This is a genomic window from Chitinimonas koreensis (assembly GCF_014353015.1).
Taxonomy (GTDB): domain Bacteria; phylum Pseudomonadota; class Gammaproteobacteria; order Burkholderiales; family Chitinimonadaceae; genus Chitinimonas; species Chitinimonas koreensis.
In genome coordinates this window covers 4006510-4022539 of the sequence record NZ_CP060704.1, presented here as the reverse complement: position 1 = coordinate 4022539, position 16030 = coordinate 4006510, and the positions used below count along the sequence as shown (strand labels likewise).

Here is a 16030-nt window from a genome sequence, read left to right as displayed (position 1 = left end):
AACAGGTCGATCGGGTCAGGTTGGTATATGGGCTCAGGTGGCGGCGGCCAGCAACCGGGGCCGCGAGCAGCTCGGCGCCGGCGGTGCGTATCGGCGCCAAGGGTGCACAGCTCGAGGCTGTCGCGCCGGCACTGGAGCGAAATGGAACGGCGGCGGTGTCGGCACTGGCTGTGGTGGCCAACGCCTTCAATAGCGGCGCGGTCGTGGTGATCCGCGTGCTGGACGGCGGCGAGGCCTGGCTGGCTGTACTGGCCCACGGTCTGCCGGCGTTTGACGCAGACCAGATCGTCGCGATCGATGACCTGGCCGCTGCGCTGCGTCAACCGGTCAGCGTGCTGCAGCCGCCGGTGATCTGGCTCGACGGTCAGCTCGACGTCGACCAGTTGGGCCTGCCGGCGACGGCGGCCGTGCGTTCGCTGCGCCTGGCGCAACTGCTGACTCCGCGACGCATCCGCGCGGCCACGCTCCATTCGGTGACGGCGCCCGCGGTCAGCCGCGGCCTGCTGAAGCCGCCGATGCTCATTGCGCTCGGCGTTCTCGGTGTCGCCGGCTGGATCCGGTGGAGCGATCACCAAGCGGAGCTCGAGCTAGAGCGCCAGCGGGCCGAACTGGCTGCTCAGGCCCAGGCGCAGGCTGCCCAGGCCTCGCCAGAGCGCGCGGCGCTGGATGGCCTGACCCAAGTGCTGCAGGACTACCAGGGCGCCCGCGCTTTCATCGACACCGTGGTGGGCATGACCGACGTGGTTCCGGTGCAGAGCGGCGGCTGGCGTCTGACCGACGTCGCCTGTACGGCCGCGCCGGCCGAATGTCGCTACCGCTACCGGCGGCTCAGCTATGCCGACGCCGAGCCGCAGCTCGGCCCGGGGATCAGCGAGCTGCTCGAGCTGCGCACGGTCGGCGATCGCCAATTTCGCCAGCCGCTGGCGACTCGGCCGACCGGGCTGCCCGCAGGCACCACCTGGTCCGCTGTCGCAAAGGCCTTTCCGGCGGACCGGCTGCCACAGCTGGTGGCGGCGTTCGATTCGCTGCTCGACGGCGGCCTGTCGGCCGGTGCGCCGGCCACGCCGACGCAGCTCGCCAGCGTGCCCGCGTCGCCGACGACGGTAGCGCTGCGCAGCGACTGGACCGTCGAGGGCGGCCTGCACCTGGTCGACCTGGTGCGTGACGGGCTTCCGCCGGGCGCGCTGGTGCGCGCGATGTCCATCGGTCTCGGTAGCGGCGTTCGCGGTGCGGAAACCTTCAAGGTCGACGGCGCCTTGATCCTGGTACCGCCGCCGGCGGCGCCCGCGCCTGCGCTGCCTCAACCCAATCCCATCCCCTCTGGAGCTCAATCATGATCCGGACGCGTCGCGCCAGCATGCTGGTGCTTGCCCTCATTTCCTTGCCCGGTCCTTCCGCCGCCTGGGCTGCCTCGCCCGAGCCGATCACCATCGCCGACCTCAAGAAGGCACGCCTAGAGCGCGAGGTGGCGGAAGAACGCGCCAAGACCGCCGAGATCTCACGCGGGACGGTGCCCAGTGGCGTCGGCGAAGCCATCGACCCGGTACCGCGCCGCGGCCTGCTGTCGCTCGACGGCAAGCCGTTGCCGGCAGGAGTGCAGACGGCCACCGGCAGCCAGGCGCCTCGCGCCACGCCGCTGGCGATCGAGCCGCCGCGGATCACCTACCTGGTCGGCGTCGCGGGCGAATCGGCGGCGGTCAGCCTCTATTACGACGGCGTGCTCTACAAGCGGCTGACGGAAGGGCGCTATTTCCGGAATTTCCGGGTGAGCCGAATCCTGCTCGACCGGCTCTGTGTCGATCTGGACCGCGCCGTCATGGCAAAGGCCGGCAAGGGGCGCAAGGGCAGCAAGCCGACCAAGCCCGCCGTCGAGTACGTGCGCGAGCCGCAGATCTGCGCCGAGAACGGCAATGCGGAGGCCGATTTCTCGCCGGCGGCGCATTACGCGCCGCCGCAGACCGAGGCCATGGCCGCCAGGACCGCGCCATGAGCCGGATCGGACAGATCATTTCGCGCCTGACGCAGCGGCTGCCAGTTGCGCCGTCTCCGGCTGCACCTCCTCGCGCGACGGGCAAGACGGCCTTCCGAGCCGAGGCGGCGGTCACTGATCTCGATGCGCTCGGCGGCGACCGCCTGGCCACGCACTACGAGTGGCTGCCCCAGCGATCGGGCGACACCTGGGTGATGTTGCGCCACCTGGAGTCCAACCAGCGTCTGCTGGTGGTCTTGGCCAGCGCATTGGGCGATGCCCCGTCGATCGCCGCGCTCACGGCACTGCATGCCGACGAAGCGGCACACCATGAGGTGACCTGGCGGGCGGCAACGGGCAACGTGCTGTCCGAAATCCGGCGGGTGGTACCGCGCGAGCTCGGTGATCAGGGCAGCGTCGACAACGAGCGCACTGCGGCAGCGTGGCGCGAGTTCGAAGGCATTGTGCGCGCCGCCCATGCATCCGGCGCCTCCGACATTCATTTCGAGACCACCAACGACTCCACGGTCGTGCTGTTGCGGATCGACGGTTACCTCAGCGTGATGCGCGGGACATGGACCCCGCGCGAGATGCACACCATCCTGGCCTCGGCGTATCAGCATGCCGTTCCAGGCACGACCAGCGATTCCAGCCTGCCGCTGGGCCAGGAAATCGCCTCGGCACGGACCGCCAGCTGCCAGATCAGCGTCAACGTCGAGCACGCCGATCGCACCGTGAGCCCGGTCCGGCTTCGCTTCGAGTGCTCGACAGCCGATCCTGCGCCGCTGGGCAGCGACACGGTGATCCGCATCGCCGCGCAGGCCGCGCTCGACCCGCGCACCATGGGGCCGAGCCTGGCGGGTGAGCTGGAGCAACTCGGCTACCTGCCTGAGCAGGCGAAGTGGATGGAGCGCGGCTGCCTGCAGGGCGAGGGCGGCGTGCTGGTGGTGGGCCCGACCGGCCAGGGCAAGACGCGTACCGCATACACGTGCATGGCGTTCATCGCGGTCGACGTCGAAAAGTCGATCAGTCTCGAAGACCCGAAAGAAGCCGACCTGTTCAAGGTCAGGCAGATCTCGGTCACGCCGCCCGAAGGCGTCAGCGAGGACGAAGCCTTCGAGATGCACTTTCGGTCGGCCATGCGCCGCGACCCCGACCATTTGCTGATCGGCGAGATCCGCTCGCGCGCGACCGCCAATGCCTTCGTGCAGGCCTGCATCACCGGCCACCTGGCGTTGAGCACGACCCACGCAAACAACGTGATCAACGGCATCTACCGGCTGTCGTTCGACCCGATCGCCATCCCGATCGAAAACCTGGCTGCGCCCGACGTATTCAACGTGCTCGCGCACCAGATGCTGCTGCCGCGGCTGTGCCGCCACTGCAAGCAACCCGCCAAGTTCGCGCTCGACCAGGACGAACTCGCGCTCATCGATCGCCTGGGTGACGTCGACCGCGTCTACGTGCGCAACCTCGATGGATGTGAACACTGCCGGGGGCGGACACGGGGCATCGACGGACGTACCGCCTGTGCCGAGGTGCTGGTACCCGATGACGAGCTGCTCGAGTTGCTGCGGGCGGGCGACTTCGCCGGCGCCGGCCTGCTCCAGCGGAGCCGCTGGCTGACCGGCGACCTGCGGGATGGGCTGCTGTCGCCGGACATGAACGGCAAGACGGCGATGGAGGCCGCGCTCTACAAGTGTCTGGCACTCGGCGAGATCGACGTCCGCGCCATCCAGTCCACGATGAAGGATTTCGGCATCTACCTTCGCCGGCTGGGGGTGCGCACATGAACCAGGCGCTACTTCCCACCGATTGGCTGGGCCTGCGTGCGCTGCGCCGTGCCTGGACAGTATTCCGGCGTGATCCTGTCGACACGATGCGGATGTGGCAGAGCCGGCGCGCGTTCCAGGGGCAGCTGGACGACTTCTATTCCGACTGGATCGAGCAGCTGCGCAACACGTCGACCCAGGACGCCGCGTACTTCAGGACACGGGCGGACCGCGCGGAGATCCGCGGTGCGGCGATCGCGCGCATCTATCGCGAGCTCGAGCGCCGCTCCAAAGCCGGCGATCGCGTCGCCGAGATGCTGGCGCCTTACGTACCGGCCTCGCACTTGCTGCATATCGAGACCGGCGAAAGCGCCGCTGCGCTGGCGAAGGGGCTCGAGAACGCCCGCTTCGCCATGCGCCAGGCCAAGCGCCTGCGCGCCCTGTTCGTCAGCCGACTGCTCGGTGCCTCGGTCATGCTGGTCGCGCTCCTCATCGTCTATGTCGTGCTGTTCGGCGGCTATGTCGTGCCGATGATGACCAGCAGCGCGATGCCGCTGGACCCCAACATCGTCCTGAGCACGGCGCAGCACCTGGCCCAGCTATTTCGGGCGCACCCGCTGCTGACGATCGCCGCGACCGCGCTAGCGGTGAGGCTCTTCCTGGCCAGCTTCGCCGAGGCGCGCGGCCCGCTGCGGGCCAGGATGGACCGGATCTTCCCGTGGTCGATCTACCGGCTGTTCCGAGCAGGCGAATTCTTCCTGCTGCTGTCGCCGATGTTGGCCAACAAGGTCCAGACCTCGAAGGTGCTGCGCGCGATCGCCGCCGGCGCCGCCGGCAACTACGAGCGCGAGCACATCTTGCGCATGGCCGCCGACGTGCAGGACGGCAAGGAATCGGCCAGCGCGTTCGACACCGGCTTCATCCCCGATCAGCTGGTCGACCGGATGTACGTCCACGAGGCCGCCGGTCGCTTCGACGCCTTCTTGCGGGAAGTCGGGGTGGGCACCTTCGAAACCACCTACGCGCTGGTCGACGCCGCGACGCGTCGCGTCGAGCTCGTCATCCGCCTTCTCACCTATGTGCTGTTCGCTGTGATTTTCGGGTCGATGGTGTCGCTCATCGATCTCGACAAGCTGCTGGCCGCCAGTTCCGGCCTGCGTTGAGCTGTAGTCCAAACCTCCTAGGAGAATTGCCATGCAAGTCCAACAACACCACGTTTCCCTCCACGATCGCCCGACCGCTCGGCGCCGCGCCACCGTCGTCGCTCGGGGCCGCGCCGGCCAGCTGCTGCGCCGGCAGGCCGGCCTGACCATGATCGAGATGGTCTTCTTCCTGGTCGTCTTCGGCGTCCTCATCGCACTCATCTTCCCGAAGCTCGCCGACATCCCCAGCAAGCTGACGGCCAACAGTGACCTGCAGGACTTCCAGTCGCTGATCACGTCCTACGGCGCCGTGCTCGACCGCAACCCGTCGACGGCGCAGGCCTCGGCGGCCGATGCGATCGCCAACGTCGCTGTCCCGACGACCTACAAGGTCAACACCACGACCCTCCGGAATGCGTTCGGTGGTGCGGTGACGATCGCGCCGAGCGGTACGAACACCACCACGGATTTCAGCACCACGGCGCTGCCGCGTATCGCCTGCCAGCAGTTCGCCACGGCACTCGGAAAGGCGCCGCTGCTGGTCTCGGTGAACGGCACCGCGCTGAAGGCGGACGTGTCCTCGCAGATCACCAACACGGCGCTGAACACGGCATGCGTCGATACCAAAACCAACACGATCCTGGTGACCCGCGCCCGCGGCGCCTGATCGACGCGCGAGTTCATCATCCAGGAAAGGGGCGATATGAAAGCCGTGAGGAAAATGCTCGGGTTCGCACTGACGTTCGAGCTGATTATGGTCCTGGTGGTGGTCGGGGTCGTCGTCCCGATGGCCATTGGTGCAGCGAACCAGTACCAGCGCGCGAGGGAGGCAAAGCTCGCCGGCCAGGAGCAGGGCGCTGTGGCAGCGGCGCTCGCGAACTACGTCGCGAAGAATATCGTCCCGCTCCGGAAGCGGCTCGCCGGCGACGGCACGGCCATGGTGATGTGCGGGTCGGCGGCCTGCGCCGATCCGCTGCATCCGACGCTGGCCGAGCTTCGAAGCGCCGGCTACCAGGTTGCTGCCGACGCGCGCCTCGGAGGGTCTTATAGCCTCGAGGTCTCGACCGACACCTTGGGTGATGTGGAGTCTAGGGTGTGGCGGACGGTCGCGGTCACCACGGACGGCGCTGCGGCCGCGGACATCAATCGCGCCGTCCAGGTGGCCGATGCGGCTGAGGAGGTGGACTCGCGGCTTGCCGGTAACGTCGGCGTGTCGCAGTTAGCCACGCCGGCGCTGATCTCGGGTCCACGTGGTGCATGGACGCGCCCGAACGCCTCTGGGCGGGCGGGGATGGTCTTGGCCAAGACCTCGTTCAACGCGTCTACCTGGGGGGCGTATTGCGCACAGGGTGGGGATTGCTCGGTCAACAACCTGACGGCCGCTACGGGCACGGTGACGCAGCTGCAGGGGCAGCGCATGGCCTACGTCAACGGGCAGTTGACTGACCTCAACGCGTCGAGCGTGACGGCCACCGCGGGCGTCACGGGCAACGTCACCGGCAACTTGACTGGGACCGCATCCAATGCCAACCGGGCCGCCAGTGCGGCGAGCGCGGACATGGCCACGGTCGCCGGCTCCGCGTCACGGTTGACGGGTACGGTGAATTGCTCGCAAGTCATCGGCTCGAATCAGGACCTGTGCAACATTTCGACATCTGGCGGCACTCCAGGGGGCTCAACCTGCTCAAACGGTGCGACTAACCCACCACTTTGCAACAACAACCAGCCGGTGCCCACGCCGACGCCGACGCCGATTCCAACCCCGCTACCAACTCCGGTTCCTGGTTGTATAACGACGGCGGACTATCCCATCGATCCGATGTCAGGCCAGATGCTGCGGGACTATCCAAATCGGTGCGGGAATTTTCCGAGCTACGCATGTGGTCGAGCTGGTACGTATCCAGCCGGGACGGAAACCTTTTCCAATGTGGACCGTTGTTCGACTCAACGCTGTTATGCGGTAGGACCGGGTGGTCAGGGAAATTGGTCGTGGGTGGTTCTAAGTAGCAGCTGCAGTTAGTCAACTTTGGGCCGGCCTTAGAGGCCGGCCCAACTGCTTTACGGGGTAACGGTCACTCGGAATGTCGTCACGAACTCGGGATATACCGTGTCGTTAACTTGAATGGTAAACACCGTCGTGCCGACCGCGCCGCCTTTACCGCGGATGACCAACCGACTTGCCTCGCGGTCGATTGATGCCGGAATTGGTTCGTCGGCAGATTGTTGAATATCCATGACGCGTGCCGTGTAGAGGCCACTTGGCGTCTTGATTTGAATCGGCAACGTTTCGATCGAGGTTATTGTTTGGTCGCCAGCCGGGGACAGCTGCATGCTCGCTGCAACCGTAGTGAACGACCATTCCTTGCTTCGCGAAGCACCATCTATCGTTCCAGTGAATTTCGCCGTGTAGGTCGTTCCTGGCATAAGCGGAGCCAGCGGAACGATAAATGCTACATGACCACCTAGTCCATTGACATCTGATTGCTTCGTGAGCAAGCGGACGGGGACCGGATTGTTCGCTACCGAAAGGGTGAAACTATCGACGATCAATAACTTGCCCACTTCGGCATGAATGCTGACGGGATTGCCGACAAAACGCTGTGTCGCAGGACTCAGGTCGGGAAGAGGGTTCGGATTTTCGGACGCATATTCGAATATGAGCGACACATCACTTTGACCTGCCGTCGGATAGGTACCCAGATAGCTAGCTGGAGTCGGCTGCTGCGTTGTCTTATATCCGAAGTTCACGACGTTTCCAGTCACGATTCCCTCGTTGCTGGCAGGCACTACGATCTTCATCCCGAGGTCCCGCAGACCCGGGTCAAGCAAAGGCAAACGGTGGTAGACAGAGCTCAGATACCATGCCAAGTCGGCGCGCGGATCTGTAGTTGAGGCACAAGTCGCGACCTCAGTGGCCACTGTTCCTCCATAGCCTGCAGCGTTGGCACGCAGTATCGGTGTGCTACCGGTGTAGCCGGGTAACCCCGGCTGTTCGGAATGGTGCTTCATCAAGCCCGTTGCGGGGTCGATCGCGCCGGGATCGTTGTTGCAGACATCGTTTTGCACGCCGTAGGCGCGGTGACTGGCCGCTGCGGTGTCCAGTGCGGCGCTCTGCGCCAGAAGCCCGATCCCCATCGCTTTCCGTACCGCATTCAACTGTTCGAACGCCTTGGCTTCATAGGATCCGGCTGTGTAGCTCGCAGCCGGTACCGTCGCCTGGAAGTTGTCGCAGGCCGGCGGATTGGTGGAATTGTTGCTGCAGCTGGGAACCGGTGTGGGCGTCGGCGTGGGGACCGGGGTCGGTTGAGGGGTTCCGCCGTTGGACGGACCGCTCGAGCCGCCACCTCCACCGCCGCAAGCGCCGAGCGTCAGGATCAGGGCCAGACCGGCAAAGGTCTTGAGATGCTTCATCATGATGGCTCCTCGCGCCTCGGCCGCACTTAGGGCGTGCCACAGGCATCGTTGTTGTCGTCAGCCATGCATGGGATACGCGCGGCCGCCGTCAGGTTTATGACCAGGGGCGGACGCGACCGCTATCGCGAGATTTCCGTGCCTCTGGTTGCCTGGCGCGGAGGATGCCACAAGGTCGAACAGCGTGCCTTGTGAGGAGGATAAATGCCGGACGCGTCCGGCGGCGCGAGAGGAGAAAGTCAGCCACGGTGAGAGAGCCGTGGGGGCGGTGAGGGGAGAGCGCCTTCACTACCCGACTTGAGGTGTCGCTCGTCATCGACACGGCTGAAGCCTACTCCCGAGGCTTCGAACTTTGCAAGAGGGAAATTTTCACATTCGGCCAAGAAGAGTCTAAGGAGGAGGCCCCCTTCGTCGTTTAGAATAATCAGGAGGAGCGCATGAAAAAGAGTTATTGGCCATGTACTTCGTTACTGGCTGCTGCTCCAGAAGCGGCGGTGCTTGGCCGTGGCGTGATTCAAATAACGGATTCAAAAGATAGGGGAAGAAATTGCGATCAAGCTTTGAGGCAAAAACCGTGCTCCGCGCTGTCGCGGAAGGCCAGACGCTGGCGGATGCAGGTCAATTGATAGGGAAAAGCGCTGGCTGGGCCGGTCGACTATTAAGCCAGGCGTGCCGGGAAATAGGGCTGCCCAGCGAGATACGAACGATCAGAGACCGGAAGGATGAGTATTTGGAGAAGTTGGGTGAGCCTGAGCGCAACCCTGTCGATGAGCTTAATTCAAAGGTCGCAGTGAATCTTGCCTCAGCTTTGAGGCTGAAAGGGGTTGGTGAGCTAACTCCGGTTTATTTGTCGAATATCACGGCGTCGCAATTGCTGGGCGAGGATCAAACTCCGGTTGCGGTAGCTGAGGCACAGGACTGGTTGGTTCGCCATGGCACATCATTAAGGCGTAAGCCGCCAGAGAGTGAGATGGAGATGCGCGAGGTCAGGAGAGCTATTGCGATACTGGATGCATTTCATTTCGATGTGGCACACCTTCGGGCGCAGTATGAGCATTTGCAGTGTAATGATTAATTGCTTTGGTAGTTCTGAAGCCGTCACGATATGAACCTGAATAGTGACGGCGGTGAGAGGCGATGCCGCATGAAGTGATTGCAATGAGTGCGTCGAGACCAGGATGGCATGGCAGATGAAGATTTCATGTTTGGCGAGTTTGGCGGTATTGACCTTCGGCGTGTGCTGCACCGCGGCGGCCGCGACGTCCGATTGTGAGAGGACCGGCGTACCAGCCTATCGTGTGACTGCACCCAATGGGACCGCGAGTGTGCTAATTGGAGGTATGCATTCGCCATTCGGAGGTCTCTGCGAACCCGCAGCTTCGGTCATGGATGGCGCGAAACGATACATTGTCGAAGGATTCAGCTTCTTGCAAGCAACGCCCGAGACACTTGAGGCACCAGCCACGGCGCTGCTGCGCAAGATAACGCCCATCAATTTCCCAGGAAAAGTCCGCTTGGATTTGGTTGCAAGTGGCTTACCGCTAGCCGTGTGGGCTAGAGCGCTCAGCAAAGAGGAGATTGTGCTGCTCCTCGAAAGGGGGCATGTCAGGACATCGGGGTTGGTTGGGCTGTGGAAGCTCTAAAGATGGAATCCGCCCAATTGGCTAGCGGAATCGCGACTCGGCCATGCGCGCAAGCCAATTTGCTATCGCGCGATGATGTCTTGGCGCAAGCAGCGGTGGCGCGCCAGTTGCCCGTGCTGGCGTTGGAGACGCAGCCGGAGGCTGATGCTCATCGTCGCCAGATTCCAGAGCGAATCCATCGCTATACGGTGTGGCGCGCACTTCAGGCCGATGCCGAGATTGCGCGGCGCAAGACCGTTGACGCAATCAATGCTGGCGAATATGAGGAAATACTCGAGGCATTGTTTGAACTCTCGGAATCAAGCGATGATGCTGAACTATTTGCGAATGTGATGATTTTTGGCCGTAACGTAGCTTGGTTACCACGGCTTAAACGCTACCTTGATGAGGCACCATCAGTGGTGAATGTTGGTGCGGCCCACTTGGCGGGGCCATCTGGCTTGCCTGCGCTGCTCGCCGATCAGGGTTACAAGGTCGAGGCTATTCGTCTTGCAACCGCGGTGACCCAAAAAAATAGAGTTATAAAGAAAAGCCCACTCAAATGAGTGGGCTTTTCCAAGACTTCGTATGTCCGCGAGGGGAGGCTCGCGCCAACAAAGACCCGCAGCTAGCAACCATAATCTAGCGCATTTAAGGGGGACATCAATGACAGTCAACGCTGCACTCGCACCCGTTCACTTCTGTACCTACGAGGCTGCAATCGCCGCTAACGGCGTACAGATCATCCCAGACCATGCGTCGCATCTGTGCATTGCGCTGGTGGATGCAAGGTATAGTGCTGGCGGTTGACGCCATGCGGAACCCAAGGTGAGGTAATTAGATGCCATATCATGCTGAGCCCGCCTCTACCATCATACTTGTGGAGCTTCTGAAAGTACGGTGCCTTATCGCTCCAAAAGGCTAATGCAAGCATACGGATCGCTACCATCTACCAAAGACATCGAAACTTTGGCTCTACCGACCAATTCCAACGGCTTGATTCCTTGAACGTAGTGGGCGTGAGCTACTCGATCAATGCCGGCACCAGCAAGCTTTGAAACCGTTCGTAGCGTCGATGCGAGGCTCACGCTGGTGGTCATGCCTCCATGTAAGACCAAATTGCGCTGACGATAAAGTCGAAGGAAAGCGTCGCAAATATCTGAGTGTAGCTGATGCAGCCGCTTGTTAGGATTAGCTAGCAGCGCTCTCATTCGTGAGATGGCGGCATTATCGCTAAGGCTTGGCAAGCCTCGCGCCTGATCATTTATTAGGCAAGAAATAACGACTTGCGCTCTGTCTTTGTTTGCATCCAAGCCTTTGAACCGTTCAGCCTGGTCTTTCCAGCATTTCTCGATAGTATAAGAAAGTGCCGTCAGTTCGCTTCTGGGTAAAGAGCAAGCGACCAAGTATGCGAGATTTTCCGCTGCTGATGAGCGGTTATTAGGTTCGCCTAGTAATGCCTCAATAGCAGCCCAGCCTCCTGCAACGGCTGCTGCTGGTGATTGGCCTTCGAGGTGTGCAAGCAATTCCATGGCAGCGTCAACGCTGCCCATCTGCGAGCTCTGGAAGATTTGATTGTGTCGGTACAATACCTTGACGCGAACCCCGCGCTGATGGGACGTATGGCTAAAGGGTTCGGCTATGCCTTCTACCCAGACCGACTTCAGTGGTGCGATCGAGTGACCAGTAGCAATAACGTGACGCGATTCATATCCATCGGTAAGTGCGATTGCCTGCCTCGCGGCAGCATGGCTGTCCTTGGCTTGAAGAGTAAGAACTAGACCACCTTCTATTCGTAAGCCTGTGGTACTGGATTTATTACCATGCAGCCACGACGCAACTTCACTTTTACCGAGCCATTCAGCCGGATACCCATCTGCCATTTTGGGTGCGCGGCCGAACGCCACGAGAACAAGGAAGGTGCGATTTCCCGTGGCCGCCAGCTCATGGTGAGCTGCCTCACAGAGGTCGGACAGCGACATCCCATTTCTTACGTCGGTGCGACGAGCCTTGAACCAGCTATGCAAGGCTTCTTCAGAATGCGAGGCATCGAGCAAGAACGATGCAATGGCTGATGCCGCCTGCTCGAGATCGACGGCCGGACGATCCTTGAAGGTTGTGGCCAAACGTAAAAGATACTGATCGGACAGCCGACGTTGCATATCCCGCAGGCATTGAAAATCTACACCACGATGCCTCGGAATGGACTTGAGTGCCCCGCATATGACGGATCTTTCGCTAGGAGTAACGGCCAAGTCTTCGCCGACAACGCGCTTGCATGCGCTGACCATCCTCTCCAATGTCTGTTCGCTCAGCATGCCCTGCGCTAGACACTCGGAGGCCTCCAGGAGCTCATCCAGGCGTAGGCAGAGGCCAACGTTCCAGAGTGCGCGGTGCCAGGGCGTCGGCATACCGACGAGCTCTTGTACCCGCGCTACGATATGCTCACCTATGTCTTTGACGTTGCTCATTTTTGAGGTAGGATGATCAGTGAGGAAGGTAACTTCCACGTTCTAAAGGGGCACGTCCTGATGTGTTGACGGTGCTTGCACCCGATTCCTTCGGCACTACGCCCCTAGTTACACAGAGCCCGGTGAGCAATCACCGGGCTTTTTTCATCGTAGCAAAGGTGGTTGATCTAGAGTACCGGCGCGGTGGTGCGCCAGTGTCCGCTAGGTGGCAGAGTCTTGACAGCGCCGGAATCCTGGCGTTATACATGAGCCAGCTTCACTGGCCCTTGGCCCGACTGCTCCACGTACGGAGTGCCCTTTACCGCTTGCGCGGTGCCCTAAAGCGCGTCATTGCCTGAAACGTGCGGCCTCCTGGCTGGCAAACTGTTCTACGTCATCTGTCTACGTTCGGCTCTCGTAGCCGTATCCCATCCGGGGAAGTTTCCTTCCCCGTCGGGGCAGGTGCTTCCCCTTTTGTCTTTTCAAAGGAGAGCACCATGCAACAGTCCCAAAACGATCAAACCCATTTCGATCTCCACGCCGTCGTCTGCGGCTATCTTTCGCGCGTTCGCTGGGTCAAGCCCAAGCGTGGTGACCGGTTCCTCGCGTGCGCAATCCTGGCCTTCCGGCCGGATGGCGACAAGTTGAGCTACACCTACATCGACCTGAAAGTCGTCGGCGCCGACGCGGTCCAGCTCATCGCTGGATTCGAGAAGGACGTCAGCGAAGGCAACAAGAAGGTCTTCGTCCAGCTCCGGATCGGTGACCTGTTCGTGCACAAGTACGACGCCACCGACAAGTCCGGCAACACCGAGGAGCGTTTGTGCCTCAAGGCTCGTGCGCTGAAAGTCCTAGCGCACGAGGTGCACGACAGCCTCCAGACGGATGAACTGCGCGAGAAGTACGACGTAAACATGCTCGTTCGCGGCCTGGGCTATCTCAACCGTGTCACGGATCTGAATCGCGAAGGCAACAAGATCCAGGTGAGTTCGATTTCGGCGCTGTGCGGCCGGATCGACGAGGAAGAGCGTCAGTACGTCGCATTCGATCTGATCAACGCGGACTGCGTCGCTTCGCAGATCGGTCAGTTGCGGCCGGCAGTTTCGGCCAACAAGGGCGTGATGGTCGGCTTCGAGATCAGCAACGTCTACCCCGGCAGCTTCGTGTATACCCGCGGCCAGCATGCGGGCGAGACGGGACTGGTCATCAAGGGTCAGCTGTGCAAGATCAGCTGGGCCAAGGTGGACAGCGTACGTGTCGAGCTCGAGCAGCCTGAAATGAGCAAAGCCAACGCTGCGTAATGGCAGTGCAAGTCGTAGCACATCCCGATCGGGGCGGTTGAGAGCCCGCTCCTGTCGAATTCCGTATCAACCCAGTGGGGCAACGTCCCCACGCGGGCGCCCCCACGTCTTACGTGGAGAAAGTCATGAAGGCGCTCGTCAACGTCGTAACCGACCTCAAGCTGGTCATGCTGTGCATCGCCGTGTCGCAGACCATCGCATTGGCCGCCACGCGCTAAGCACCGTCAAACCCTGAGCCCGTCCTGGTTTACCAGGTCGGGCTTTGCCCATCTTGGGGAGGTCATCATGGATTGGAAGTATTGGGTAGATCGCCTTGCTGCACGGTTGGGCTACGTGTCGGCGAAGGAGCTCGAGTACCAGAAAGCGGAGCTCGAACTGGCCGTGGAACTGACCCGCGTGAACTTGCGCGCCGCGGTTGAACCGGAGATCCACATCCTGGTTCGAGGTGCCACTGGCGACGAGGCGATCCTGGTCACACCGCAGTTGAGAGACGCTCTTGCCGACGACGACGAGGTGCTGGTCCGGGATCTGTTGTCCGGTCGACGGCTACTCGTTTATCGGTGCGCAGACGATCACGTGCGATGGACCTCGAACGGAGAGTGGGTTCGGGCCTTTGTCGAACTGCTCCGCACCGCAAGAATCTGACGGGGGAGTAAGATGGTAGAGAACTTCAAGTACGCCGGACGTAAGCTGGCGGAGCACTTTCGAATGGCAAGCTTGGCGGGTGCCGCGGGTGCTTACGCGACCTTCCAGAAGCTGTCGGGCGACGATGTCCTCACTGCGGTTATTGCCGCGATTTCCGTGTGGTCGCTTTGCATGGCGGTTGCGGTACTGGTTGACGTAGTGGTCGGAGAAGGAAGAAAGCCATGAGCCAAGTCGTACAAGTTGTGCTGCTGTTCGCGGGCCCGCCGGTTCTATTGGGCCTTCTTGCGATCGGTGGCCTGTTCTGGGCCAAGCGTTACGACGCGCGCCATCGTCCGGCTGACAGCAAAGAGCAAGGGACCGCTCGGTAGTGTGTCAACGCCTTTGGTTTAACCCGCAAGACCCTAGCGGTCTTGCCTGAAGCGGCCTAGGTCGGTTCAGGCAAGATCGTTCGTATCACCCCGCTGGAAATCCTCCGGCACCAATCGCTCGTCAGCCCTGAAACGAGCAGGCCGCCAGGCCGGGCCAGATCGCGATGGAGGGATGAGATCCCGCTGTCGCCTACCTCATAGGCCACGCGCCCAGTCGTTCGCCATCCATGTCAGCGGATGGTCATCACCCACAGCGGGATTCCCCGCTGGGGTCTCCCGCATCTTTCGGAGACCCCAATGCCAGTCACACTACCTGGTCGCCTGACCATCATCGAGCGCAGTGGCCGGAACGGCCGATTCTGCGTCGGCAACCTCGTCACGGAACTCGGCGAGTTCGTCGTCAAGGATTCGACGCTCGATCAATACGGTCAGGGCACCTATGCCGGTCGCTTTGTGATCGCGCGCATCTATCCCAAGACGTACACGTTTCAGAACCGGCTGTTCATCGACATCGTCGCCACGTTGGACGAGTTGGTCATCGACGTCGACGGTGTCCAGGAGGGCAAGGTGGAAACACCGCCGCCGGCCTCGGAACCCGATCCCATCGAAGACTCGGCCAAGTCCACTCCGTCGCCATCACCCGCGCCCGCGTCGTCCAAATCGACTATCGAGCAGCCGACTGTTCCCACCGCAGAGATCGCGGCGGATTCGACGGATACAGAGGTGTCCATCGATGCTCGACTGATCACGTTGTTCGGCGCCGAACAGGCGAAGTCGGTCACCGATCGGCATCCGATCAAGCTCGATCCCGCAGTCGATCGTGCGCTGTTCCGCAGCCAGATCCAGTTCCTCAAGGATCTCGGCTATCGCTGGCAGCCGGTCGACCAGACCTGGCAGCCCAAATCCTGATCCACCTGCTCGGACCCGGCATCGGGTTCGCCACAGCGCCTCGCGTCGGGGTGCTGTGGCGAGCCGTCGTGCTCGGCGTTCCACCGGGTTGCGGCCGCCCCGTAAGTGCCGCGCCGTTTGCGTCAGCGATCGATATGCAAGGCCCTGGTGGCCTTGCCCAAGCGAGCCCCGAGGGCTCGTTTCGGCAAGGGTTCCAACCGTGAGGTGCGCGCACGTAGCAGTACCCGCGCACAGGCCGCCACCGCGGCGCCGAATATCCGTCAGTCCCTGTAACGGATGGGCCGCAAGGCCTGGGAGTAGGTCGATCAACAATCAGGAGGACGAAGTCATGCATGTGGAAGAGGGTCACTACTACGGCCGGGTCACCGGCAGCAGATCGAGCCTGGTTCAAGTCGGGCTCCCGATGTTCGAGTTGTCTGCCGAGGAAGCGGCTTCGCGCGG

General features: G+C 62.0%; 15 protein-coding genes. 13 read left to right on the top strand and 2 right to left on the bottom strand.

Annotated features, from left to right (window positions below):
• Positions 1-83: 83 nt before the first annotated feature.
• Genes H9L41_RS16835 through H9L41_RS16810 form a run of 6 tightly spaced genes read left to right on the top strand, consistent with a single transcriptional unit; the run spans position 84 to position 6903 of the window.
• The gene (locus H9L41_RS16835) at positions 84-1337 is read left to right on the top strand and encodes a type 4b pilus protein PilO2 (RefSeq protein WP_187523497.1); all 1254 of its coding nucleotides are present in this window, start codon (positions 84-86) and stop codon (positions 1335-1337) included.
• A complete protein-coding gene (locus H9L41_RS16830) occupies positions 1334-1990 on the top strand; it encodes a hypothetical protein (protein WP_028444772.1) in 657 nt (218 codons plus the stop codon). Before H9L41_RS16835 ends, H9L41_RS16830 begins: the two co-directional genes overlap by 4 nt.
• The gene (locus H9L41_RS16825; protein ID WP_028444771.1) at positions 1987-3762 is read left to right on the top strand and encodes a GspE/PulE family protein; all 1776 of its coding nucleotides are present in this window, start codon (positions 1987-1989) and stop codon (positions 3760-3762) included. Before H9L41_RS16830 ends, H9L41_RS16825 begins: the two co-directional genes overlap by 4 nt.
• Positions 3759-4904: a type II secretion system F family protein gene (locus H9L41_RS16820; protein WP_157461840.1), complete on the top strand. Its 1146-nt coding sequence runs from the start codon at positions 3759-3761 to the stop codon at positions 4902-4904. Before H9L41_RS16825 ends, H9L41_RS16820 begins: the two co-directional genes overlap by 4 nt.
• A 31-nt stretch (positions 4905-4935) precedes the next feature.
• Positions 4936-5550 (top strand): type 4 pilus major pilin, encoded by a 615-nt coding sequence (locus tag H9L41_RS16815; protein WP_028444769.1) that lies wholly within the window; start codon positions 4936-4938, stop codon positions 5548-5550.
• Positions 5551-5586: 36 nt separating this feature from the next.
• Positions 5587-6903 carry a hypothetical protein gene (locus H9L41_RS16810; protein ID WP_157461839.1) on the top strand — a complete coding sequence of 439 codons (1317 nt, stop codon included), beginning with the start codon at positions 5587-5589 and terminating at the stop codon, positions 6901-6903.
• Positions 6904-6941: 38 nt separating this feature from the next.
• Here the strand turns inward: H9L41_RS16810 and H9L41_RS16805 are convergent, their stop codons facing one another.
• Complete coding sequence (locus H9L41_RS16805) at positions 6942-8297, bottom strand: CAP domain-containing protein (protein WP_157461838.1); 1356 nt, start codon at positions 8295-8297, stop codon at positions 6942-6944.
• A 571-nt stretch (positions 8298-8868) separates the two neighbouring features.
• Here H9L41_RS16805 and H9L41_RS16800 point away from each other — a divergent pair.
• Entirely contained in the window at positions 8869-9369 is a 501-nt protein-coding gene (locus H9L41_RS16800) for a hypothetical protein (RefSeq protein WP_157461837.1), read from the top strand.
• A 570-nt stretch (positions 9370-9939) separates the two neighbouring features.
• On the top strand, positions 9940-10482 hold the full coding sequence (locus tag H9L41_RS16795) for a TraB/GumN family protein (protein ID WP_187523496.1): 543 nt from the start codon (positions 9940-9942) through the stop codon (positions 10480-10482).
• Between the two features lie 339 nt (positions 10483-10821).
• On the opposite strand, the gene H9L41_RS16790 is transcribed toward H9L41_RS16795, so the two are convergent.
• A complete protein-coding gene (locus H9L41_RS16790; protein ID WP_157461836.1) occupies positions 10822-12426 on the bottom strand; it encodes an integrase in 1605 nt (534 codons plus the stop codon).
• A 437-nt stretch (positions 12427-12863) separates the two neighbouring features.
• On the opposite strand from H9L41_RS16790, the gene H9L41_RS16785 reads away from it, so the two are divergent.
• The 5 genes from H9L41_RS16785 to H9L41_RS16765 all read left to right on the top strand — a co-directional run bounded on the left by H9L41_RS16785 (position 12864) and on the right by H9L41_RS16765 (position 15589).
• Positions 12864-13667, top strand: coding sequence for a DUF3577 domain-containing protein (locus tag H9L41_RS16785; RefSeq protein ID WP_028444767.1), 804 nt, complete (start codon positions 12864-12866; stop codon positions 13665-13667).
• 285 nt (positions 13668-13952) lie between these two features.
• The gene (locus H9L41_RS16780; RefSeq protein ID WP_157461835.1) at positions 13953-14312 is read left to right on the top strand and encodes a hypothetical protein; all 360 of its coding nucleotides are present in this window, start codon (positions 13953-13955) and stop codon (positions 14310-14312) included.
• 12 nt (positions 14313-14324) lie between these two features.
• Positions 14325-14537, top strand: coding sequence for a hypothetical protein (locus H9L41_RS16775; RefSeq protein ID WP_034605915.1), 213 nt, complete (start codon positions 14325-14327; stop codon positions 14535-14537).
• Positions 14534-14680, top strand: coding sequence for a hypothetical protein (locus tag H9L41_RS16770; protein ID WP_157461834.1), 147 nt, complete (start codon positions 14534-14536; stop codon positions 14678-14680). The genes H9L41_RS16775 and H9L41_RS16770 overlap by 4 nt, the downstream gene beginning before the upstream one ends.
• A gap of 297 nt (positions 14681-14977) precedes the next feature.
• Positions 14978-15589, top strand: coding sequence for a DUF3275 family protein (locus tag H9L41_RS16765; protein ID WP_028444765.1), 612 nt, complete (start codon positions 14978-14980; stop codon positions 15587-15589).
• Positions 15590-16030 lie beyond the last annotated feature (441 nt).

Excerpts from the sequence above, each read along its gene's own strand:
- H9L41_RS16830 (WP_028444772.1), top strand. The coding sequence starts at position 1,334 with ATGATCCGGACGCGTCGCGCCAGCATGCTGGTGCTTGCCCTCATTTCC.
- H9L41_RS16825 (WP_028444771.1), top strand. The coding sequence starts at position 1,987 with ATGAGCCGGATCGGACAGATCATTTCGCGCCTGACGCAGCGGCTGCCA.
- H9L41_RS16820 (WP_157461840.1), top strand. The coding sequence starts at position 3,759 with ATGAACCAGGCGCTACTTCCCACCGATTGGCTGGGCCTGCGTGCGCTG.
- H9L41_RS16815 (WP_028444769.1), top strand. The coding sequence starts at position 4,936 with ATGCAAGTCCAACAACACCACGTTTCCCTCCACGATCGCCCGACCGCT.
- H9L41_RS16810 (WP_157461839.1), top strand. The coding sequence starts at position 5,587 with ATGAAAGCCGTGAGGAAAATGCTCGGGTTCGCACTGACGTTCGAGCTG.
- H9L41_RS16805 (WP_157461838.1), bottom strand. The coding sequence starts at position 8,297 with ATGATGAAGCATCTCAAGACCTTTGCCGGTCTGGCCCTGATCCTGACG.
- H9L41_RS16795 (WP_187523496.1), top strand. The coding sequence starts at position 9,940 with ATGGAATCCGCCCAATTGGCTAGCGGAATCGCGACTCGGCCATGCGCG.
- H9L41_RS16785 (WP_028444767.1), top strand. The coding sequence starts at position 12,864 with ATGCAACAGTCCCAAAACGATCAAACCCATTTCGATCTCCACGCCGTC.
- H9L41_RS16780 (WP_157461835.1), top strand. The coding sequence starts at position 13,953 with ATGGATTGGAAGTATTGGGTAGATCGCCTTGCTGCACGGTTGGGCTAC.
- H9L41_RS16775 (WP_034605915.1), top strand. The coding sequence starts at position 14,325 with ATGGTAGAGAACTTCAAGTACGCCGGACGTAAGCTGGCGGAGCACTTT.
- H9L41_RS16770 (WP_157461834.1), top strand. The coding sequence starts at position 14,534 with ATGAGCCAAGTCGTACAAGTTGTGCTGCTGTTCGCGGGCCCGCCGGTT.
- H9L41_RS16765 (WP_028444765.1), top strand. The coding sequence starts at position 14,978 with ATGCCAGTCACACTACCTGGTCGCCTGACCATCATCGAGCGCAGTGGC.